19 protein-coding genes are annotated in these 22,186 nt (G+C 46.0%); 16 read left to right on the top strand and 3 right to left on the bottom strand.

Annotation, left to right across the window (positions count from 1 at the left end):
- Positions 1 to 64 precede the first annotated feature (64 nt).
- Complete coding sequence (locus tag MHB43_RS22490; protein WP_017687319.1) at positions 65 to 424, top strand: DUF5665 domain-containing protein; 360 nt, start codon at positions 65 to 67, stop codon at positions 422 to 424.
- Positions 425 to 455: 31 nt separating this feature from the next.
- Here the strand turns inward: MHB43_RS22490 and MHB43_RS22485 are convergent, their stop codons facing one another.
- On the bottom strand, positions 456 to 1,193 hold the full coding sequence (locus tag MHB43_RS22485; RefSeq protein ID WP_091028495.1) for a TraR/DksA C4-type zinc finger protein: 738 nt from the start codon (positions 1,191 to 1,193) through the stop codon (positions 456 to 458).
- A gap of 221 nt (positions 1,194 to 1,414) precedes the next feature.
- Between MHB43_RS22485 and lspA the strand changes: the two genes are divergently transcribed.
- The 8 genes from lspA to MHB43_RS22445 all read left to right on the top strand — a co-directional run bounded on the left by lspA (position 1,415) and on the right by MHB43_RS22445 (position 7,933).
- Positions 1,415 to 1,909, top strand: a complete 495-nt coding sequence (gene lspA, locus MHB43_RS22480) for a signal peptidase II (RefSeq protein WP_017687321.1) — start codon at positions 1,415 to 1,417, stop codon at positions 1,907 to 1,909.
- A complete protein-coding gene (locus MHB43_RS22475) occupies positions 1,902 to 2,864 on the top strand; it encodes an RluA family pseudouridine synthase (RefSeq protein WP_370739101.1) in 963 nt (320 codons plus the stop codon). The genes lspA and MHB43_RS22475 overlap by 8 nt, the downstream gene beginning before the upstream one ends.
- 110 nt (positions 2,865 to 2,974) lie before the next feature.
- Positions 2,975 to 4,228, top strand: a complete 1,254-nt coding sequence (locus MHB43_RS22470; RefSeq protein WP_076250778.1) for an LL-diaminopimelate aminotransferase — start codon at positions 2,975 to 2,977, stop codon at positions 4,226 to 4,228.
- Positions 4,229 to 4,431: 203 nt separating this feature from the next.
- The gene (locus MHB43_RS22465) at positions 4,432 to 5,322 is read left to right on the top strand and encodes a decaprenyl-phosphate phosphoribosyltransferase (protein ID WP_405132460.1); all 891 of its coding nucleotides are present in this window, start codon (positions 4,432 to 4,434) and stop codon (positions 5,320 to 5,322) included.
- Positions 5,323 to 5,340: 18 nt separating this feature from the next.
- Positions 5,341 to 5,973 carry an HAD family hydrolase gene (locus MHB43_RS22460; RefSeq protein WP_339177952.1) on the top strand — a complete coding sequence of 211 codons (633 nt, stop codon included), beginning with the start codon at positions 5,341 to 5,343 and terminating at the stop codon, positions 5,971 to 5,973.
- Positions 5,974 to 5,999: 26 nt separating this feature from the next.
- Positions 6,000 to 6,290, top strand: a complete 291-nt coding sequence (locus MHB43_RS22455; protein WP_197997836.1) for an EamA family transporter — start codon at positions 6,000 to 6,002, stop codon at positions 6,288 to 6,290.
- The gene (locus MHB43_RS22450) at positions 6,277 to 6,597 is read left to right on the top strand and encodes an EamA family transporter (RefSeq protein WP_339177950.1); all 321 of its coding nucleotides are present in this window, start codon (positions 6,277 to 6,279) and stop codon (positions 6,595 to 6,597) included. Before MHB43_RS22455 ends, MHB43_RS22450 begins: the two co-directional genes overlap by 14 nt.
- 31 nt (positions 6,598 to 6,628) lie before the next feature.
- A complete protein-coding gene (locus tag MHB43_RS22445; RefSeq protein ID WP_339177947.1) occupies positions 6,629 to 7,933 on the top strand; it encodes a DUF6080 domain-containing protein in 1,305 nt (434 codons plus the stop codon).
- 95 nt (positions 7,934 to 8,028) lie between these two features.
- Here the strand turns inward: MHB43_RS22445 and MHB43_RS22440 are convergent.
- Both MHB43_RS22440 and MHB43_RS22435 read right to left on the bottom strand, forming a co-directional pair.
- Positions 8,029 to 9,356 (bottom strand): IS3 family transposase gene (locus MHB43_RS22440; protein ID WP_405118018.1). Its coding sequence is split into 2 segments (ribosomal slippage): positions 8,029 to 8,987 and positions 8,987 to 9,356, totalling 1,329 coding nucleotides; the frame shifts between segments, so codons are not numbered across the junction.
- A 141-nt stretch (positions 9,357 to 9,497) separates the two neighbouring features.
- Entirely contained in the window at positions 9,498 to 12,173 is a 2,676-nt protein-coding gene (locus MHB43_RS22435; protein WP_405118017.1) for a YhgE/Pip family protein, read from the bottom strand.
- Between the two features lie 709 nt (positions 12,174 to 12,882).
- On the opposite strand from MHB43_RS22435, the gene pyrR reads away from it, so the two are divergent.
- From pyrR to pyrE, 7 genes are all read left to right on the top strand, one after another.
- The gene (gene pyrR, locus MHB43_RS22430; protein WP_405118016.1) at positions 12,883 to 13,446 is read left to right on the top strand and encodes a bifunctional pyr operon transcriptional regulator/uracil phosphoribosyltransferase PyrR; all 564 of its coding nucleotides are present in this window, start codon (positions 12,883 to 12,885) and stop codon (positions 13,444 to 13,446) included.
- On the top strand, positions 13,446 to 14,357 hold the full coding sequence (locus MHB43_RS22425; RefSeq protein ID WP_036674848.1) for an aspartate carbamoyltransferase catalytic subunit: 912 nt from the start codon (positions 13,446 to 13,448) through the stop codon (positions 14,355 to 14,357). Before pyrR ends, MHB43_RS22425 begins: the two co-directional genes overlap by 1 nt.
- 126 nt (positions 14,358 to 14,483) lie before the next feature.
- Complete coding sequence (locus MHB43_RS22420; protein ID WP_405118015.1) at positions 14,484 to 15,788, top strand: dihydroorotase; 1,305 nt, start codon at positions 14,484 to 14,486, stop codon at positions 15,786 to 15,788.
- A gap of 434 nt (positions 15,789 to 16,222) precedes the next feature.
- Entirely contained in the window at positions 16,223 to 17,365 is a 1,143-nt protein-coding gene (carA, locus tag MHB43_RS22415; RefSeq protein ID WP_047843735.1) for a glutamine-hydrolyzing carbamoyl-phosphate synthase small subunit, read from the top strand.
- A gap of 1 nt (position 17,366) precedes the next feature.
- Positions 17,367 to 20,585, top strand: a complete 3,219-nt coding sequence (gene carB / locus MHB43_RS22410) for a carbamoyl-phosphate synthase large subunit (protein ID WP_047843734.1) — start codon at positions 17,367 to 17,369, stop codon at positions 20,583 to 20,585.
- Between the two features lie 103 nt (positions 20,586 to 20,688).
- Positions 20,689 to 21,429, top strand: coding sequence for an orotidine-5'-phosphate decarboxylase (pyrF, locus tag MHB43_RS22405; protein WP_405118014.1), 741 nt, complete (start codon positions 20,689 to 20,691; stop codon positions 21,427 to 21,429).
- The gene (gene pyrE, locus MHB43_RS22400) at positions 21,426 to 22,067 is read left to right on the top strand and encodes an orotate phosphoribosyltransferase (RefSeq protein WP_036674850.1); all 642 of its coding nucleotides are present in this window, start codon (positions 21,426 to 21,428) and stop codon (positions 22,065 to 22,067) included. Before pyrF ends, pyrE begins: the two co-directional genes overlap by 4 nt.
- The last annotated feature ends 119 nt before the right edge of the window (positions 22,068 to 22,186 follow it).

Genomic DNA, 22,186 nt, shown 5'->3' with positions numbered 1-22,186 from the left:
AGGCAAAAAGGCAATGATTCTATAGTGCAGTCAATCTATATTGATCAAAGGAACTGACCAAAACATGAGCGAACATGACAAGCAAACCGCATCCACTTCACAACAATCAACATCAGATAATCTGAATTCCCATGACAAAATTGAAGAGTTACATACCCTGACGAACCGTCTGGCGAATGAACTGGAACGTTCACGAATAGCGCAATACACAGAATTGCTGAACAGACCATGGAAATTGATTGGACTTAACCTGTTGTCAGGAGCCGCCCGAGGTGTGGGGATCGCGATTGGGTTTACCTTTTTCGCAGCAACGATCATTTACGTTTTACAGCTACTTGGGGCGCTCAATCTTCCCATTGTTGGAGACTACATCGCTGATATTGTGCGCATTGTCCAGCGTCAGCTTGATATGAACACCTATTAAGCGATTAAAGGTGAAGGATATCAAAGTGCATTTAGTACATGTCATCCGTCTCCATATCCGGTTCTAACAGACCCTCGCCCTCACGGTTCTCCAGGTACTGGCGATATTGCCGATTGCGCACGATGGAGACGTCATGACCATAGATGTCTGTTGCAACAAAGCTTTCGTACGCTTCAACGCAGCCTTCCACTTCATCGGTGGCTTCAATCGCCATAACATCATAGCTGTCGATATCGCGTCCTTCAGCCATGGCTGGTGAGTTCGATGTGCCCCAGCTTTCAACAATCTGCCAAGTGTCTTCACCATCGAAGCCATTTTGATCATCGCGCTCGTCCAGACTGGTTCGACCAAATGCCGGGGCGAGGAATTCTTCCTCTACAGGACGGTTCTCAGAGACAACGGTTTCCGGTTGATGTTTTTTGCAGTATTTGGTGTAGGGAACAGCTTCCATGCGTTCATAAGGGATGGGTTGCTGGCAGACCGCACATGTACCGTAATGTCCTTCTTCGATGGAGTGCAGTGCAGAATCGATTCGTTCCAATTGGAATTCATCATGTTCCAGCAGGGAAATATCTTTCTCGCGTTCATACACCTCCGTAGCTATGTCGCCAGGATGGTTATCAATTGGGGATAATTCACCTGTCTGTAGTTTAAGGGAATCTCCAAGGCCATAATGCTCGTTTTCCGAAAGTCTATGTTCAATATCGCGCTTATCGGACATCAGTTGGGAACGTAGAAATTGTAGCTGTTTGTTAGTAAAATGTGACATGATTTTCCCCTTTCTGCTTTCATGCTGAAATCCGGATTTTGACTCTATTGTAGGATGTGCCATTGAGGGCAAGATTACAGAAGGGAAATGTTATCGTTTTTGCCATAAGCATTGCGATGTAGCGCGTCGTGGACGATTTCCAAACAGCTGTGCTACAATAAACAAGTCTGGCGTAAGCCTGGTATCGTTTGGAAAAGACAAGAACGGAGTGACAAACAAACGTGGTGTATTATATCCTCGCTTTTATCGTATTTTTATTGGATCAGGGAACCAAGTATCTGATTGCAACCCGGATGGAACTCAGAGAAGAAATTCCGGTCATTGGCAATTTCTTTGTCATCACATCACATCGTAATTCAGGTGCAGCATTTGGCATTCTGCAAGACCAGCGTTGGTTCTTTATCGTGGTTACGTTGATTGTGGTCGTTGCCTTGATTTGGTATTTGCAAAAGGTAAAAGATACCCCGCACAAATTGCTGCCTGTGGCGCTTAGTTTGGTGCTTGGTGGAGCAATTGGCAACTTCCTTGACCGGGCATTGACCGGAGAAGTTGTAGATTTTGTACAACTTAATTTTGGAAGTTATACGTTTCCCATTTTTAACATCGCCGATTCGGCAATCTGCATCGGTGTAGGGTTGATCATAGTGGAGACATTGCTTGAAGGACGGCGCGAAAAAGCAGCCGCGAAGATTGAAGGGAATGAACATCATGAGTAATCCGAATAAGGAACAGATTAACGACGAAGAACTAATGAATGGCAATGAACGTATGGAATGGACCGTTGCCGCTGAACATAAAAAAGAACGAATTGACAAATATATTACGGAAGCCGTCGATAACGTATCTCGCTCCCAAGTTCAATTGTGGATCGGAGACGGAATGGTCACGGTAAATGGTGCTGTAGTCAAAGCCAATGCCAAGTTATCCGAAGGAGATCTGGTTGAGTTACAGATTCCAGAACCAGCTGCTGTGGAGATCGTTGCCGAAGATATTCCGCTGGAAGTGGTATATGAGGACAGCGACCTGATTGTGATCAACAAACAGCGTGGTCTTGTGGTGCATCCGGCACCAGGACACACGTCGGGTACCCTCGTTAATGCACTTATGCATCACTGCAAAGACCTCTCGGGTATTAATGGGGAGTTGCGTCCTGGTATTGTGCATCGTATCGATAAGGATACATCTGGCCTGATTATGGCTGCCAAGAACGATCGTGCGCATGCATCACTGGCTGCTCAGTTGAAGGAACATACGGTGAATAGACGGTATATTGCGCTTGTTCATGGTCATCTTAACCATGATCAAGGGACCATTGATGCACCGATTGGACGCGATACCAATGACCGCAAAATGTATACGGTCACAGAACGTAACAGTAAACATGCCGTTACGCATTTTACCGTTACAGAGCGGATTAATGATTACACCTTGCTGGAATTGAAACTGGAGACAGGACGTACTCACCAGATTCGGGTTCACATGAAATTTATTGGTCACCCGCTTGTAGGAGATCCAACTTATGGACGGAATAAAGGCATCAAAATGCAAGGACAGGCTCTTCATGCGGCCATTCTTGGATTTGTGCATCCAACAACGGGAGAATACCTTGAATTTTCAGCTCCGATTCCGCAAGATATGGAAGACGTGCTCGCCTCGCTACGCAGTCGTTAACAGTTCCAAGAAAGTACAAATGTTCGGATACTTTGTCCATGGCTTTGATCACGCAAATGCTTCATATTAAAGTGTAGAAATTTGCGTCAAATGAGGAGATGAACAACGTTATGAGTATCGATAAATACCAAGAAACTTACATTCAGACTAATTTTGCCGACCGTATCGGTGGCTCCAACTATGGTAAAGACACGAACATTTATAAATTCGAGAAAATCAAACGTGCCAAAGCTTCGGCCAAAAAAGATTTTCCCGATGTGGAACTGATTGACCTTGGTGTAGGTGAACCGGACGAAATGGCTGATGCAGGCATTGTAGCTGCACTTGCAGAAGAAGCTTCCAGACCTGAGAACCGTGGTTATGCCGACAATGGTATTCCTGAATTCAAAGCTGCTGCTGCTTCCTACCTGAAAAACGTATTCAACGTAGAAGGTATCGATGCAGATACTGAGATTGTACACTCCATTGGTTCAAAACCGGCTTTGGCGATGATGCCTTCATGCTTCATCAATCCCGGTGATGTGACGATCATGACCGTTCCAGGTTACCCGGTTATGGGTACACATACGAAGTATCTGGGTGGAGAAGTGTTCAACATCCAATTGACGAAAGAGAACAACTTCTTGCCTGATCTGACGGCTATTCCGGAAGACATCGCAAAACGTGCGAAGTTGCTCTACCTGAACTATCCGAACAACCCAACAGGCGCAAGCGCGACGGTGGAGTTCTTCACTGAAGTCGTTGAATGGGCTAAGAAATACAATGTTGTGGTTGTACATGATGCTCCATACGCAGCATTGACGTATGATGGCAAAAAACCGTTCAGCTTTCTCTCGGTACCTGGTGCGAAGGATGTCGGCGTAGAGCTGCACTCTCTGTCCAAGTCCTACAACATGACAGGTTGGAGAATCGGATTTGTAGCGGGTAACCCGCTTGTAGTCAAAGCATTCAGTGACGTGAAGGACAACAATGACTCCGGTCAGTTCATCGCGATTCAAAAGGCTGCTGCGTATGGATTGAATCACCCTGAAATTACGGAAAAAATTGCAGAGAAATATTCTCGCCGTCATGACATGCTCGTTGCCGCATTGAACGATTTGGGCTTCCAGGCTGAAAAACCTAAAGGTTCATTCTTCCTGTATGTTGAAGCACCAAAAGGGGTGGTTGGCGGACGTCGCTTCGAATCCGGCGAAGATTTCTCCCAATTCCTGATTCGTGAGAAACTGATCTCATCCGTACCTTGGGATGATGCGGGTAACTTTGTTCGTTTCTCTGTAACCTTTGAAGCGAAGGGTGAAGAGGAAGAGAAACGTGTTATTGCTGAGATCAAACGTCGTCTGAGCGACGTACAATTTGAATTTTAATCGCATTACCCAATAGTTCAATCATGTACTAACGAAGAGACCGGAAACGGTCTCTTTTTTTATGCCCATATTATAATTTTTTCATTTACTCCCTTTACAAAATTATACAAGCAACATATGATTAGATCTTTACGTTATTTGTTATATACAGAAGTTGTTGTTGAAGGGAGTTATTACAATTGTTATCATCACGAACAAGTACGGTGTCCTCACCGGCTACAGGAACAGGCAGTACAGTGTCAGGATTAATCAGATTGTTAAGACCCAAACAGTGGACTAAAAATCTGCTGTTATTTGCTGCGTTACTATTCTCTTTTGAGGAGATTCGGACTGAAACCATTCTTGCGACGTTGCTTGGTTTTATTCTATTTAGCCTTGTTGCAGGCTGTGTTTATATTTTGAATGACTTTGTAGATCGGGACAGGGATCGACAGCATCCGGTGAAAAAGTATCGTCCTATGGCTTCTGGGCAGGTGAATCCGAGTCATGCTTTGTTGTTTGGCATTATTCTATTAATCCTTTCCGTAGGAACGGCCTTCATGATGAACCCTCTATTCGGGGTGTTATGTATCGTCTATTTCCTGTTGAATGTATCATATTCATTTGTGCTGAAACATCTCGTTATCCTGGATATGATGACCATTGCAGCCGGTTTTGTACTTCGTGCCATTGCAGGTGGTGTGCTGATCCATGTGCCATTTACGCCGTGGTTTTTGATCTGTACAATGCTGTTGTCGTTGTTTTTGGCTATTGGCAAACGCAGAAATGAACTTACGTTGCTTGAGGGAAATACGGGATCACATCGTAAGGTTTTGGATAACTACTCCATTACGTTACTGGATCAATTCAATACGATTGTGACGACAGCTACGATTATCAGTTATTCCCTGTTCACATTCACTTCAGATCGAACCATTCATCTCATGTGGACGATTCCATTGGTTATTTACGGCATGTTCCGTTACCTGTATCTGATCCACATGAAGGACCAGGGAGGTTCGCCCGATCGTGTGCTGTTTGAGGACAAGCCCATATTAATTACGGTTACGTTGTATGTGATAAGTGTTATTACAATCTTTGCAATCTTTGAATAAAAGCTGAGGGGGATCAGGGTGAAAAGCACGAAAGTTGCCATTTTTGATATTGATAAAACGATCATACGCAGTGATTCCATGTTTCAATTTGTGCATTACGGAGTTCGCCGTTACCCGTGGCAGGTATGGAGATTACCTGTTATTGCATTACATACCGTGTTATTCAAGGCAGGCTTCATGACGGTTGAACAAGTCAAACGATCCTACTTTCAAGAAATTGAGCGTATGTCTGAAAAAGATCTCGAACATTTCTTTGATACTCGTTTGCGTACGTCCATTTTTGCCGAGGCCAGTGTAGAGATGCAACATCGCAAAGAAGCAGGTTATCATGTCTTGCTGGTAACTGCATCTCCTCATGCCTATATGAAATACTTTAATAATTTTCCCTGGGTGGATCACGTAATTGGAACTGAACTTGTCCGCCATGCGAATGGTTACACATGCAGAGTTGATGGCAGCAATTGCAAAGGGGAAGAGAAAGTACGCCGAATTCAGGCTTATCTGAGTGAGAAGAATATGGTCATTGATTATGACCAGTCATGTTCCTACTCGGATTCTTTATCCGACCTTCCAGTCATGCAGCTTGTAAGTCAACGATACTTTATTAACAAGCGTGTACCAGACATGGAGGCATTAACGTGGGGGAAATAAAATCGCGTCATACTGGTAAATGGTTGATGCTCGTTTCCGCTTTTCTGACAGCAACGGGTCAATTGTTCTGGAAATGGGGACTAACCGAGTGGATCTACCTGGGTGTTGGTTTTCTGTGTTATGGACTTGGAGCGATTTTGATGATCAAAGCTTTTGCTCTGGAAAAACTCTCTGTTGCTTATCCTCTGATGTGTGCCAGCTACGTATTTGCCTTAATCTATGGGTATTTTTTGCTTGGGGAAGAAATTACGGTGCAAAAGCTGGCAGCAGTTGTGTTGCTTGGAATCGGGGTGACATTAACCAGTGTTGATCGATAGCTGGATGGTTGCCGTATTAATTGTCATGACGTTGTGTGGTGCACTGGGCGGGGCCGGACTGAAAGCTTATGCTTCCAGTCGCAATCGTCTGCATGTATCCATGGGACTTGGATTCTACGGAACGGGTGCGTTGCTGAATATTGTATTGCTGAAGTTTCTTCCATTAACTGTAGTGTTGCCTGCGAACGCATTAACATATGTGTGGACTCTTATCATAGCGCGACTGGTATTTAAAGAGACAGTGGGCCCTTTACGCTGGATCGGTGTGGCATGTATTATGGGTGGCTTACTATTACTGGTATTTTAGAACTTAATTAATCAGGATGTGAAAAGAAAGCATGAACTTTTTAGATTACTTATTTTATAATCGCAGAGCCAACTGGACAGCCTTTTACCTGTTTGCAGGATTTGCTCTGTTCTATGGTTTAATGAACGGCTCGTATGTTCTGTACATTGAAAATAATGCAGAGATGCTTGGGGCCTATAGCCCATTTAATACAACGCTGTTTCCAATCAATTTATTCAACTTTGATCCTTCAATGTATTATGGGGACAACAGTTCTTCCGTGATCCATCCGCTGATCTCCTTTCTCGCAGTCACCCTTGCGGCTGTAGCGAAGCTTCTGGGAGGCAACTGGTTCTTTCTAATCCTGCAATCGCTGGTGAATGCGGGTTCGGTGGTGCTGGCGTATCTGTTCCTGAGTCAAAAAGAAGATAAACAGACCATCGTACCGTTGCTGTTCGCCTTACTGTTTGGTTTCAGTTCCTACCTGATGTATACTGCGTTGATTCCGGACTCGTATCCGTATGTACAGTTCGTTATCTTTCTCTCTGTAGTTTACATGCAATATACTCGTGAGCGTCAGGACGTACGTTATGTACCCAACGCATTGCTTGCATCGATTAACTTTGGACTAACCTCGACCAATATCGTACCATTTGCTGCTGCCACATTCTTCAATATGCATGCATGGCGCAATAAGGCGAATTTGAAAAAATACATCGGCATCATGGCACTGGCGGTTCTGGTCATCGTCGTATTAACTGGCATTCAGTATGTTGCCTTTGGAGGTCGCAGCTGGGTTAGTAACTGGCTGTTGGGCATTCAAAATGGTGGAACAAGCTATGCAACACCATTCCAGTTCGCTGTTCATTGGAAAGCATTGAACATGTTAACCATTAATCCGATGCTGACACCGAAGATGCATTTACTGGACCCGGGCATGGCGGCCTTTGTTACGGATCTATCACGTTCCAATCCAATCTATGTGCAGATGACAGGTATCTTTGTTTTACTACTGGCATTCATGGGCTTCATTAAGGGTATTCGTGAACGTGAAGTGTGGACCCTGGTGCCATATATTCTGTTTGCCTTTTTTCTTCATGTCGTCGTGGGCTTTGGTCTGGCTGTATTTCAATATGATATGTACCTGTATGCGGGGCATTATCTGTTTGCGTTTTTCCTGTTGGGTGGAGGTTTCGTCATCAGCCTTCGTCCGGGATTGAGGAAAAAATTGGTTATAGGCTTGATCATGTTATGTGTCATCGTTACGGTAAGTAACAACATCTATCGCCATGTAGAAACATTAACAACAATCAAACAATCCTATAATCAGTTGGAACAGGAACGCTCAGTGAAATAGTCAAATAGTAAATGTATCGATTCATATAATGAAACGAGAAAAGGCCATTGGATGTAAATAAACTGTACCCCTTGTAAAGGACAATTTAAAAAAGGTTAGGCGACTTCAAGCTGCTGTCTGTATCGTACAGGCGGCAGTTTGTTTAAGTTCCATTGACCTCGATAATGATTGTAATAGATCATGTAGCTCTTCACTTCTTTCCTAACTTCTGCCAAGGTCATGCACGTTTTGAAATTCGTTTCATCTTTGAAATGCCCAAAGAATGACTCTTGTGGAGCGTTATCCCAACAATTTCCTCTACGGGACATGGATTGATTCAGCCCCATTTTCTTCACAAGCTTTTGGAACTTCGGATTGGTGTAGTGAAATCCTTGATCCGAATGAATCAAGGCATCCGGGGTGAGATGGCGATGTTTCTTGAGTTGTTTCAACGTGTCGATTGCAATGTCCAAACCAAGTGAAGCAGAGACTTCATAGGCCAAAATCTCATTCGTTTCGGCGTCTTTTATCGTTGATAAATAGGCACGCTTGTTTTTCCCATAGGTTAAATACGTGATGTCGGTTAAGAGAACTTTACCGGCGATCCCTTGCTTAAAAGCTCGCTTTAATATGTTGGGACAGGTTCGATGTTCTTGGGTCGCTTTAGCCAAACGACGCGCGGGATTTGCTTTTCGAATTGGACAAACGATGTTGTACTTTTGCATGACTCGACGGATGCGCTTGAGGTTGTATGTGACTCCATATTGATGCTCTAGCGTCATTTTGATTTGACGAGCCCCCTTCCTTCTTCCCCGGTAACGGTAGGCTTTCAGAAGAATCGCTTTGACTTTTTCATCGTTTTGTTCCTGTTTTTGACGATGTAATTGAGCATTTTCACTACGATATCGGTAATAGCCGGAACGTGAGACCCCTGCGATTTCACAAAGAACATGCACCTTTCTTTGGAAAGGGTATGTCTTCATCATCTGTTGGATCAGTTCGAACTTTTGTGACGTACATAGTTTGATTTCTTTTTTTTCATCTGCCTTTCGAGTTGATCGAGCTTTTTTAAGAATTCATTCTCCGCCTCAAGCCATTTCATTTTTGCTTCCAAACGGGTGTATTTTTCTTCGAGACTTAATTCACGGGTCAGAGGACGGCCTGAGGCGTGTGTTCTAGCGTCTGTTAATCCAGTCGGCCCTTGTTCTTGAAAAGCCGTGAGCCAACGATTGGAAGCCTTCCGAATCCGGGTTGCACCCAAAGCATCAATATCAAAACCCGCTTCCTGAAAAATCTCACTTGGAAGTTTACCTTGACCATACTCTTGAATAAATCGTTCTTTAAAAGCATCCATATATGTAATGGCTTTGGCACTGACATTTTTCACATAGGGATTTGTTCTTAACTGCGTTTGCTCTTGAGTTGTAAATAACTTTTTAGACATCTGCTTCGACCACCGCTCCGTTTTTTTATTAATTGTACACAAAAAAGACCCTGCAAGATGACCTTTTTTAAAGTGTCTATCTTGTAGGGTACAGTTTAAAAGTCCAATGGCCTTTTCTTAATTAGTGTTGAGCAAAATGAGTTAAGCAATAATTTTGGTCTTCTTGGCATTCTCGGCTGAACGTTTGGTGAGACTGCTGAGTGGACGTTTCAAAGCGAGAGCAACAATGAGACTCAGCGCGATGAACATACACAACCACAGAATATCCTTGATGGCAGTAGACCACAATATGCCGCCGACCGACTCACGCAGCAGACTGATCGCATACGTGAAGGGCATGAACGGATTCAATGCCTGGAAAAAGGGAGATGTCATGCTGATTGGGAACGTACCGCCGGAGCTGGAGAACTGGAACACCATGAAGATAATGGCGATCCCTTTTCCGATATTTCCAAATACGGACAGCAGGGTGTACGTTATGGTGACAAATACGGCACTCACCAGCATGGCAAACAGGACAAACCACAGTTTATCTGCAACATAGGTACCCAGGATTAAGATATCTCCCAGGGTGACACATATCGCCTGAAGTAACCCAATGGTCAGAAAAGTAGCGAGACGTCCAAGATACAACTCATATCCCCGGAACTTACCCCCAGGATTCTCAGCTTCGGCACGAAGCAGAGAAATCAACAGTGTTGAGCCAACCCACAGAGACAGCACGCCATAAAATGGTGACATAGCCGATCCATAATTCGGAATTGGGTAAAGCTGTTGTTCCTTAATTTGCACCGGACTTGCAAGAAAAGCACTTTCTTCTTCGATATCGCCGCGCAAAAGTTTGGCGATTTCGGCAAACTGGTTATTACCTTCGACCTCACGAAGTTTGTCAGCAGCCTTGCTGATGGCACTTTCCAATGCTGGCAGATCATCACGTACCAGCGTGGCAACTCTGTGAACTCCTTTTTCGACCTCCGGAAGCTGGTTCTGGACAAAATCCGATGCCTTGCCTATCTGTTTCTCGGCATTAGGCAGATCATTACGAACAAAGTCAGCGGCTTCGTTCAGTTTGTTTCCCAGCTTGGGCAGATCGTTTCGAATTAATGAAGACACTGTGTTCAGAGCTTGGATAAAACCTTCACTTTTGTTCGCGAGTGTCTCTGATATCTCATGGATCTTAGATTGTATTTGGGGCAGTTCGCTCTGGATTTTTGTCAACTCAGTCCGCCCAAACATAATTCCTTCTTTGGCAGACGCAAGAATGTCCGCAATATCCGGAATACGATCTTTTGCTCCTTGTAGAGTTTCTGCTGAAGTGGAGAGGATAGACCTAAGCTTGTCCGTACCAGCTGCAAGTGCAGGCGATATTTCACTTTCATAGGTGTTTAAGATATTGCCAATCCCGCTGCTGATGTCCTTTGAGAGAGTATTTAACTGAGCGATGACGTCTGTCGGTGGAGTTGTATTACGACGCATGGCATCACTGATGATGCTAGCCAAGCGGATTTGCAACTGAAGTTTATCTGAAATGGAGTTCAGTTGTGTAATTTTATCGGCAAGTGGTTGGCTTGGAAGCAAGTTATTGATGTTGCCCAGTAGTTCTGCCATACTGTCCACGAGTTTTACCGCAATCCCTAAACGCGAAGCAATCCGGTCGAGATCTTCTGCTGTAGGAAGGTTACTAAGATCCGAATGTTGCAATTGTGCAAATACGTCTCCTGCAGCGTTAGTAATCTGCTGCACCAGCAGCAGATTTTGGCGGATCGCCGGGCCAATTGTCTGAAACACTTCTTCACTGGAATCCACGAACTGATTTAATCCCTCAGCAAGCTCAATCCCGTTGCCAGCGATTTGTGATACTTTGTCCAAATCTTGCTCTGCTGCCGTTACGATAGACAGAGCTTTGTTGGTTTTATCCAACGCCGTTTGGATGACATCTGCTACCTGGCCAAAGTTTTCATCCACTTCTCGAATGCGTTCTACCGCTTTTTGTATATCCGGTATCCGCCCTTGAATAGCCAGCACTTCGGAAGCCGCATCATTAATTTGTGGCCAATACTCCTGCACCTTGAGCACATACTGTGCTGCTTCATTGATTTCAGGCAGTTTTTTCTCGATTTCAACGATCTTTTGAGCATCTTTTACAATCTCGGGCATGGCTTTTTCTACTTCCAGAACCTTTTGACCTGCAGCTCGAATAGCCGGAAGATTTTTCTCCAGTGTAAAAATGCCATTCTCCATCTTGCGCAAAGTTGGAAGCTGGGTGTTAATTTCAACCCCGGCTTCCTTCAACTTGGTTAGAACGGCCTCACTGACGGCTTCAGTGAAACTTTCATTGATTTGTGTTGTTATGGCAGATACACCGGAGCCTGTGATTTTAGGAGCAATGGCATTCACTTTCTCATTAACGGTATAGATTACCTCTGGGCGTTCCAGCTTTCCGTCAACGATACCTGTAATTTTGGACGAAAAGTCTCCGGGAATGAGCAGGCTTGCATAATATTCTCCTGTTTGTACCCCGCGACTAGACTCAGCTCGATCTACAAAAGTCCAGCCCAGCTTTTCGTTGTGTTTGAGGCTGGTTACCAGTTCGTCTCCGATATTAACATTGGTTCCTTCAACAGTCGCACCCTCGTCCTCGGTTGTCACTGCAATTTTGATCCCTTGAGTGTTACTGTATGGGTCCCAGACGGATTTCACATTGACCCAGTCATACACCCCAGGTAGTAGAATAATAGCCATAATTAGAAATATACCTGTGGGGACCTTCAGAATATGCAACCAGTCTGTTTTGTAAACGTACCAAATGTGACGCATGACTTCCTCCTAAATGTACATAAATGTAGGGCGTATCTTATTTCTATGTCGCATATTTGTGAATCTTATGTATATCGGCATTATTGCAGCATCTATGAATGGGTTCATGTTTATAAACTGTACCCATTTCACTCGGTACTAATTCGGAGTCTTCATATATTACTTAAATGAAACTCACCGTTTGTTCTAAAAAGAAGTGTTTTGTCTCTACTTGAGTATAGTCAGAGGTTTATTTTGGTTATATCAAATTTCTCATTTGCCTATGGATAAATATGCAGAAATGTTGTATAATTATGAATAACCAATGAGATGTATTGTGCATGGATGTTTTTCAGCCTAACTGCTGATTCTAAGAAGAACGTAGCAGAGGGTTTTCACCTGCGATGGTGAGGTGTTGACAGGGGGTTGTCTTTCTGTCATAATTCATGAAGACAAACGGACATATTGATTACAGAACCCTGTGAGGTCCTGCAATATGAACGACATGAATAGCACCTTTAAATCAGTCCCGTGAGACTGGCAAGGTAACGTGAACGATACATCGTTTTTTTGCTGCGGCAAATGAAGCGATGCATCCCCGAGAGTAAACTTTCTTCAGAGCGGTCTGAAGTTCGGAGACTCCTTGCCAATAAACACGGCAAGGAGTCTTTTTTTTTCTCCTCGTCACGGGGCCATGATGCTGAAGGGAAATCCTGAGGAGGCTGAACGCATGAGCACAGAGACACATGTCATTATGGATGAGACGGCGATCCGCCGCGCATTAACACGGATTGCCCATGAGATATTGGAGAAAAACAAAGGAATCGACGATTGTGTGTTGGTCGGTATCCGCACACGCGGGGTTTACCTCGCAGAACGGATTGCCGCCAAAATTGAAGAAATCGAGGGCGCCAAAGTCCCCTGGGGAGAACTGGATGTGACTCCTTATCGCGATGACCGCTTGGACGAAAATAAAGCAAATCGCAAGGAAATGTTGATTATGACACCTGAATCACTTTCGATCCACAACAAAAAAGTGATTTTGTTCGATGATGTGCTCTATACCGGACGGACGATTCGCGCAGCGATGGATGCCCTGATGGACTGTGGAAGACCGCAGAACATTCAGCTGGCTGTACTCGCAGACCGCGGACACCGGGAACTTCCGATTCGACCTGATTTTATCGGCAAGAATGTGCCGACTTCCAAATCAGAGGAGATCGAAGTTGCACTCATGGAAACGGACGGACAGGACGAAGTCAAAATCATTCAGAACCGGGGGGAGCAAGCATAATGATTACACAGACAGCATTGAGAGACCGAAGCTTGCTTGGACTGAAGGAACTTAGTCGAGGAGAAATCGAGTCCATTCTGAACAGAGCGGCTCACTGGGAAGCGCAGAAAGAGAAGTTGGTTCCTGTACTGGAATCACGCTTTGTTGCAAACATGTTCTTCGAGAACAGCACACGTACCCGTTTCTCCTTCGAAATGGCAGAGAAACGCCTGGGTGCACAAGTGCTGAACTTTACGGCAGCCGCATCCAGTGTGGAAAAAGGAGAGTCCATCTACGATACGGTACGAACACTTGAGTCGATGGGCATTGATGCAGGCGTGATCCGGTTGAAACCGGCAGGCGTTCTGCAACAACTGGCTCAGAAAGTGAATGTACCACTCGTGAACGCCGGAGACGGCAACAATGAGCATCCCACACAGGCCTTGCTGGACCTCTACACGATGAGGAAAGCATTTGGCGAACTGAAAGGCTTGCGTGTTTCCATCATTGGTGACATCCTGCATAGCCGTGTAGCTCGTTCCAACCTGTGGGCACTGCAAAAGTTTGGTGCAGATGTACGCTTCTGTGCACCACAAACGATGCAGGCACCGGAACTCGCAGAGCATGCTCCTTATGTCGGTCTTGAAGAAGCGCTGGATGCAGATGTAGTCATGATGCTCCGTGTTCAACTGGAACGTCATCAACATGGCTTAATTACTTCAGCTGAGGATTATCGCGAACACTACGGATTGACGGAAGAACGGGCATCACGTCTAAAACCAAGCACCATTATCATGCACCCTGCTCCTGTGAATCGCAATGTCGAGGTAGATGACGCGGTTGTGGAAAGTGAAGCATCGCGGATCTTCCCGCAGATGGCAAACGGCGTTCCAATCCGCATGGCGGTTATGGAACGTGCGATGAAACTGTAACAGGGTCTGGCTGTGGGTCATAGGCTGACGGTACGGTAGTTCTTATAGAGCAATAAGAGAGTACACGATAAAGAAAATCATTCGGCTTGCCTGGTAAGCCGGACAGAACCGAAGCGGAGGGCAATTATGCTACAGATTATAAAAAACGCGAACGTCTTGAACCAAAAAGGGGAACTTGAACGGAAAACCATCATTATAGATGAAGGTAAAATTAAAAAGATCGCTGCTCTGGAAGACCAAGCCGTACTGGATGCCGAAAAGTCAGCGCAAAGTGTGACAGACGCATCGGGCAAACTGGTCATTCCGGGATTGATCGATATGCACGTACATCTGCGTGAACCTGGATTCGAACACAAAGAGACGATCGAGACAGGTGCCCGTTCAGCAGCACAAGGTGGTTTTACAACGATCGCTTGCATGCCGAACACAAGACCAGTAACAGATACAGCGGAAGTTGTGAAACTGGTATTGGATAAAGCCAAAGAAGCTGATCTGGTTAAAGTATTGCCTTATGCAGCCATTACAAAAAACGAACTGGGTCGTGAACTTACCGATTTTGCCGCATTGAAAGAAGCAGGCGCTATTGGATTCACAGATGACGGTGTAGGCGTACAAAACGCTCAAATGATGAAAGATGCCATGAGCCTCGCGGCAAGTATGGATATGCCCGTGATCGCTCACTGTGAAGATGATTCGCTGGTTGTTGGTGGATATGTGACGGAAGGTGAGTTTTCTAAGCGCCACGGCATCAAAGGAATTCCAAATGAATCCGAAGCTATCCACGTTGGCCGTGATATCTTGCTCGCAGAAGCAACAGGAGTTCACTACCATGTCTGTCACGTAAGTACAGAGCAATCGGTTCGTCTGATTCGTCTAGCGAAGTCCATCGGCATTAAAGTAACTGCTGAGGTATGTCCACACCATCTGGTGTTGTCGGATGAAGATATCCCGGGCATGGACGCCAACTGGAAAATGAACCCGCCGCTGCGCTCACCACGTGATGTGCAGGCTTGTATCGAAGGTTTGCTAGACGGCACACTGGATATGATCGTAACTGATCACGCGCCACACAGTGAAGAAGAGAAAGCCAAAGGCATGGAGCTGGCACCTTTCGGAATCGTAGGATTCGAAACAGCCTTCCCGCTGCTGTACACCAAGTTTGTGGAAACAGGACTGTGGAGTTTGGAGTTCCTGGTGAAACGTATGACAGCTGATCCGGCGCGTGTATTCCGACTGGATACAGGCAAACTGGAAGAGGGAGCACCAGCCGATATCACGATGATTGACCTGAACGAAGAAAAAGCAGTAGATCCTGCAACGTTCGCAACCAAAGGAAGAAACACTCCATTCACAGGCTGGAAGCTGAAAGGCTGGGCAACACAAACATGGGTGGATGGCAAAAGCGTATGGAGCAACACTGTACAACAATAAAACGGTAATTTAGTAAATTGATAAATTAGTAACTCTATATCTTTAACTCTTTAAATCAGTAACAGTAATCCTTAACTTTTTTAAAACAACAAATCTTTTTAACTCTAAAACTTATCTATAACTTTTACAACAGTAACATCTTTTCAACTAACTCGAGGCAAATCATGCCGAGAGTCTAACATACGAAACAAGCAAAGTTGAATGTCATGATTTTGAACTTGGACACCAACGTAACTGCGGAGCGGACAGAAAAGACCCGAAGAAGCAAAGCGTTCGCCTTTATCACCGGATTACATCATTTGAAGAATGATAAAAAGTAATCCGGGGATAACAGCGATCAAAGGGTTTTCTGTACGCGGAGCCGCACAATCGTAACGTCCCCCATGTTCAACCCAATGCATTCAACGTTCATAAACACAGAGGAGTGAAATGGGATGCAGGCACAGGCAAGATTATTGTTGGAAGACGGCACACTGTTCACCGGGAAAGCATTTGGTGCTGAAGGTGAAACTACAGGTGAGGTCGTTTTTAATACGGGAATTACAGGCTATCAAGAGGTGCTTTCGGATCCTTCCTATTGCGGTCAAATCGTGACCATGACGTATCCGCTGATCGGAAACTACGGCATTACGCGTGATGACTTTGAGTCGATTCGTCCATACGTGCACGGTTTCGTTGTGCGTCGTCATGAGCCAACGCCAAGCAACTGGCGTGCGGAATATAGCGTAGACAATCTGCTCAAGGAATACGGCATCGTAGGAATCAGCGAAATTGATACACGCATGTTGACTCGCCGGATTCGTCACCACGGCACAATGAAGGGAATTCTCACAACAGGATCGAAGCCTGTGGAAGAACTGCTGGAGATGATGGGAGACACTACCATTGCCGAGCTGCGTAACCAAGTGCCAATGACTTCTACAGAGCATGTCTACAACAGCCCGGGAACGGCTGAGCGTATTGTGCTCGTGGATTATGGTGCTAAAACAGGAATCTTGCGCGAACTCAGCAAACGTAACTGTGACGTTGTTGTTGTTCCACACGATGTAACAGCAGACGAGATTCGTCGCCTGAACCCGGACGGCATTCAACTGTCCAACGGCCCTGGGGACCCGAAAGACGTACCTCACGCAGTTAACATGATCAGTGAACTGCTTGGCGAATACCCGATCTTCGGTATCTGCCTGGGTCACCAGTTGTTCGCACTTGCAGCAGGAGCAGACACCGAAAAGCTTAAGTTTGGACATCGCGGAGGAAACCACCCGGTGAAAGAACTGGAGAGCGGACGTTGCTTCATCACATCCCAGAACCATGGCTTTACCGTAAACGAAGAGTCTGTGAAGAGTACAGATCTGGAAGTTACACATATCAACAATAACGATAAGACCATTGAAGGTCTGAAACATAAATCATTCCCGGCATTCTCGGTTCAATATCACCCTGAAGCAGCCCCGGGTCCTTACGATAACAGCTACCTGTTCGACCGCTTCATCGAGATGATTCGTGAGCACAAGATCACTAACCCGCAAAAGCCGCGTCAAGCCGTATTGGCAGCCGCAGTGAAAGGAGCACAATAACATGCCGATTAACAAAGATCTCAAAAAAATCCTGGTGATTGGTTCCGGTCCAATCGTCATCGGTCAAGCGGCCGAGTTCGACTATGCCGGTACACAAGCTTGCCAGGCTCTGAAAGAAGAAGGCGTGGAAGTTGTACTTATCAACAGCAACCCGGCGACCATTATGACAGATACAAACATGGCTGACAAAGTATACATCGAGCCCATCACCCTGGATTTTGTGACCCAAATCATTCGTCAGGAGCGTCCAGATGGCTTGTTGCCAACACTGGGTGGTCAAACAGGTCTGAACATGGCTGTAGAACTGGCTCGTGCAGGCGTGCTGGAACGTGAAAATGTGAAATTGCTCGGAACGCAACTGACATCCATCGAAAAAGCGGAAGATCGCGATCTGTTCCGTGACCTGATGCGTGAATTGGAACAACCTGTACCAGAGAGTGTCATCGTAACGACACTTGAAGAATCACTTGAATTTGCGAATGAGATTGGTTATCCAATCATCGTGCGTCCAGCCTATACACTGGGTGGAACAGGCGGCGGAATCTGTGCGAACGAAGAAGAGCTGCGTGAGACGGTGGCAGCGGGAATTCGTTACAGCCCGATCGGGCAATGTCTGGTCGAGAAGAGCATTGCAGGCATGAAAGAAGTCGAGTATGAGGTTATGCGGGACAAAAACGATAACTGTATCGTTGTCTGCAACATGGAAAACTTTGACCCGGTAGGTGTTCACACAGGCGACAGTATCGTCGTAGCACCAAGCCAAACGTTGTCGGACCGTGAATATCAAATGCTGCGTTCAGCTTCCCTGAAAATCATCCGTGCCCTGAACATCGAGGGTGGATGTAACGTACAGTTTGCACTGGACCCACACAGCTTCCAATACTATGTTATCGAAGTAAATCCACGGGTAAGCCGTTCATCAGCTCTGGCTTCCAAAGCAACGGGTTATCCGATTGCAAAAATGGCTGCCAAAATTGCCATGGGTTATACCTTGGATGAAATCGTGAACCCGGTAACAGGCCAAACGTATGCTTGCTTCGAGCCTACACTGGATTATATCGTGAGCAAAATCCCACGCTGGCCGTTCGACAAGTTCATCTCGGCGAACCGTAAACTGGGAACGCAGATGAAAGCAACAGGCGAAGTCATGGCGATTGGCCGGACATTCGAAGAGTCGATCCACAAAGCGGTTCGTTCCCTGGAAATTGGCGTACATCGCCTCTACCTGAAGGATGCCGAAACGCTGGACGAAGCTACCCTGAACGAACGTCTGATCAAAGCAGATGATGAGCGTATCTTCCTGATTGCCGAAGCATTCCGCAGAGGGTATACGTTGCAACAACTGCAAGACCTGACCAAGATTGACTGGTGGTTCCTGGACAAAATCGAAGGTCTGATCGCATTCGAAGATCGCATTCGCGAAGAATCCGAATTGTCTTCCGACATTCTGTATCAAGCGAAACGCCTTGGATTCACAGACCGTGCCATTGCTGAACTGCGTGCGCAAGGTCAACCAGGAGGCACATTAACAACTGAAGCGGAAGTTAGAACTCGTCGGGAAGCAGAGAATCTGCGCCCAGTGTACAAAATGGTAGATACATGTGCGGCTGAGTTTGAAGCCACAACGCCATATTACTACTCCACTTACGAGACAGAAAATGAAGTAATCCCTTCTGACAAGAAAAAAGTTGTGGTACTAGGTTCAGGACCAATCCGGATCGGTCAAGGGATCGAGTTCGACTACTCTACTGTACACGCAGTATGGGCATTGCAAAAAGCAGGCTATGAAGCAGTCATTATCAACAATAACCCGGAGACGGTGTCTACGGACTTTAATACATCGGATCGCCTGTACTTTGAACCGCTCTTCTTCGAAGATGTCATGAACGTGATTGAACAGGAGAAACCAGTAGGAGTTATCGTACAATTTGGTGGTCAAACGGCCATCAACCTGGCAGCACCACTGCGTAATGCAGGTGTAACCATTCTTGGAACGGATCTGGAAAGCATCGATGAGGCGGAGGATCGCAAGAAGTTCGAGCGTCTGCTCTCCCGTCTGGAGATTGCACAGCCAAAAGGTAAAACGGTCATTTCCGTTGATGATGCAGTAGAAACAGCTCAAAGTCTGGGCTACCCGGTACTGGTTCGTCCTTCCTACGTACTCGGCGGTCGTGCGATGGAGATTGTATACTCCGATGCTGAATTGCTGACATACATGGAACAGGCGGTTAAAATCAATCCGGAGCATCCGGTCCTGATCGACCGTTACATGATGGGTAAAGAAGTTGAGGTTGACGCCATCTGTGATGGTGAAACGGTATTGATTCCGGGAATCATGGAACATATCGAGCGTGCAGGGGTTCACTCTGGTGACTCCATCGCGGTATATCCTCCTCAACATCTGTCCCAGGATTTGAAAGAGAAAATTGTAGAGATTACAATCAAAATTGCGAAAGAACTGAAAACGGTAGGTTTGGTCAACATCCAGTTTGTTATCCATGATGGTCAAGTGTACATTATCGAAGTGAACCCGCGTTCATCCCGTACCGTACCATTCCTGAGCAAAGTAACCAACATTCCGATGGCTAACTTGGCAACACAAGCTATTCTGGGTGTGAAACTGAAAGATCTTGGTTATGTCGATGGACTGTGGCCTGAATCGGATCATGTATCTGTTAAAGTTCCGGTCTTCTCCTTCGCGAAGCTGCGTCGTGTAGAACCAACCCTCGGACCTGAGATGAAGTCTACAGGTGAGGTTATGGGTCGTGACCCGAATTACGCTAAAGCGTTGTTCAAAGGTCTCATCGGCGCAGGAATGAAAATTCCGGCAACCGGAGCGATCGTAGTAACTGTAGCAGACAAAGACAAAGACGAAGCGGTTCCTTTGCTCGAAGGTTTCTACAGACTGGGTTACAAAATCATGGCTACCGGCGGAACAGCAGCTGCGCTTGAAGCAGCGAACATTCCAGTAACGACTGTGAACAAATTAAGTGAAGGTTCGCCGAACATTCTGGATATGATCCGCAGCGGCGAAGCAAACTTTGTCTTCAACACACTCACCAAAGGCAAAACACCGCAGCGTGATGGATTCCGTATCCGTCGTGAAGCGGTAGAAAACGGCATTGTATGTATGACTTCATTGGATACGATTCGTGCGCTACTGATCATGCTGCAAACGATCAACTTCTCTTCGGAAGCAATGCCTGTCTTTGTAAAATAAATAACTCTCTGATGAAGGACATCAGTCAGCCTGCGGGCTGGCGGGATGTCCTTTATATCGGGCAAAAACGGAAAAAATGAGCAAGTGGAGGGGAGCGCTGGTGATGAATCACACGAATTTCAATGAAATGGCTGGCCGTCTGATGGTGGCACTGGATTACCCTGGAGCGGAAGAAGCGAAAGCATTGGTACAAGCTCTTGAAGGCATTCCCTGTTATCTGAAGGTGGGCATGCAGCTGTTCTACGCAGCAGGACCGGACTTTATTCGGGAGCTGAAATCCAAAGGTTACTCCGTTTTTCTGGATGTGAAAATGCATGATATTCCTAATACCGTTCGTGGCGGTGCTGAGAGTATCACACGTCTGGGTGTAGACATGTTCAATGTACATGCAGCCGGTGGAACCCTCATGATGCGTGCTGCACGTGAAGGTGCTGAGGCAGCGATCGCTGCCGATCCTTCTTTACGCAAGCCCGAGATCATTGCGGTGACCCAATTGACCAGTACAAGCCTGGAAACGATGAATACCGAGATTGGTATTCCGGGAAGTGTGGAAGCTACTGTGGTTCGTTATGCTGGACTGGCCCAAGAGGCCGGACTGGATGGAGTTGTTGCTTCCCCGCTGGAAGTGCCTGCAATCCGAGCAGCGTGCGGAAGTGCTTTTCACACCGTTACACCGGGAATTCGTCCAGCAGGTAGTGGTCTGGGAGATCAGACACGCGTCTTGACGCCAGGTGAAGCCATCGCCAGAGGCAGTCATTACATTGTTGTAGGCAGACCCATTACAGGCGCCCCCAATCCGCGTGAAGCGGCAGAAACCATTTTGAAGGAGATGTTGAACGCATGATCGAACTGAATGAGATTCCGAATCATATTGCTTCCCAACTGCTGAAAATCAAAGCCGTGGCGTTACGTCCGCAGCAGCCATTTACATGGACATCCGGCATCAAATCACCAATATATTGCGATAACCGCTTAACGATGTCCTACCCCGAGATTCGCAATGATATCGCTGAAGCTTTTGCAACAATCATTCGTAACCAGTACCCGGATGCAGAAGTCATCGCAGGTACAGCAACCGCAGGTATTCCGCATGCCGCTTGGGTGGCTCAGAAGCTGAATCTGCCGATGGCCTACATTCGTGATAAAGCGAAAGGACACGGCAAGGAGAACCTCATCGAAGGTCTGATTACGGAAGGACAGAAAGTGGTTGTCATCGAAGATCTGATCTCTACAGGTGGCAGTTCGATCAAAGCAGCCGAAGCTGTACGTGTAGCAGGTGCAACACCGTTGGCCGTACTTGCCATTTTCAGCTACCAGCTGGATAAAGGTGTGAAAGCATTTGAAGATGCTGGAATTCCACTTCAGACGCTGTCCAATTATACGGCTTTGATGGATGTGGCTTTGGCTCAGGGAACGATTCAAGAGAGTGACTTTGAATTGCTTAAATCCTGGCGTGAAGATCCTTCTTCATTTGGTAAATAATATCATTGATACCCCAAAAAAATGTTCATGATTGAACGGTATCAAAATTGTAATGATTGCCGTCATAGCGGCAAAACCATCGAATATGCAAGAGGCATCCCGCACTTTGGGGTGCTTTT

The organism is Paenibacillus sp. FSL H8-0317, from assembly GCF_045040685.1.
Classification (GTDB): domain Bacteria; phylum Bacillota; class Bacilli; order Paenibacillales; family Paenibacillaceae; genus Paenibacillus.
The sequence above is the reverse complement of the archived record's forward strand: the minus strand, read 5'-3'. Positions and strand labels throughout refer to the sequence as shown.

What these genes read in the sequence shown, in the direction of transcription:
- MHB43_RS22425 (WP_036674848.1), top strand. Translation starts at nt 13,446, where the DNA reads ATGATTACACAGACAGCATTGAGAGACCGAAGCTTGCTTGGACTGAAG.
- pyrR (WP_405118016.1), top strand. Translation starts at nt 12,883, where the DNA reads ATGAGCACAGAGACACATGTCATTATGGATGAGACGGCGATCCGCCGC.
- MHB43_RS22485 (WP_091028495.1), bottom strand. Translation starts at nt 1,193, where the DNA reads ATGTCACATTTTACTAACAAACAGCTACAATTTCTACGTTCCCAACTG.
- pyrE (WP_036674850.1), top strand. Translation starts at nt 21,426, where the DNA reads ATGATCGAACTGAATGAGATTCCGAATCATATTGCTTCCCAACTGCTG.
- MHB43_RS22435 (WP_405118017.1), bottom strand. Translation starts at nt 12,173, where the DNA reads ATGCGTCACATTTGGTACGTTTACAAAACAGACTGGTTGCATATTCTG.
- MHB43_RS22455 (WP_197997836.1), top strand. Translation starts at nt 6,000, where the DNA reads ATGCTCGTTTCCGCTTTTCTGACAGCAACGGGTCAATTGTTCTGGAAA.
- carB (WP_047843734.1), top strand. Translation starts at nt 17,367, where the DNA reads ATGCCGATTAACAAAGATCTCAAAAAAATCCTGGTGATTGGTTCCGGT.
- MHB43_RS22470 (WP_076250778.1), top strand. Translation starts at nt 2,975, where the DNA reads ATGAGTATCGATAAATACCAAGAAACTTACATTCAGACTAATTTTGCC.
- pyrF (WP_405118014.1), top strand. Translation starts at nt 20,689, where the DNA reads ATGAATCACACGAATTTCAATGAAATGGCTGGCCGTCTGATGGTGGCA.
- carA (WP_047843735.1), top strand. Translation starts at nt 16,223, where the DNA reads ATGCAGGCACAGGCAAGATTATTGTTGGAAGACGGCACACTGTTCACC.
- MHB43_RS22475 (WP_370739101.1), top strand. Translation starts at nt 1,902, where the DNA reads ATGAGTAATCCGAATAAGGAACAGATTAACGACGAAGAACTAATGAAT.
- MHB43_RS22445 (WP_339177947.1), top strand. Translation starts at nt 6,629, where the DNA reads ATGAACTTTTTAGATTACTTATTTTATAATCGCAGAGCCAACTGGACA.
- MHB43_RS22490 (WP_017687319.1), top strand. Translation starts at nt 65, where the DNA reads ATGAGCGAACATGACAAGCAAACCGCATCCACTTCACAACAATCAACA.
- MHB43_RS22420 (WP_405118015.1), top strand. Translation starts at nt 14,484, where the DNA reads ATGCTACAGATTATAAAAAACGCGAACGTCTTGAACCAAAAAGGGGAA.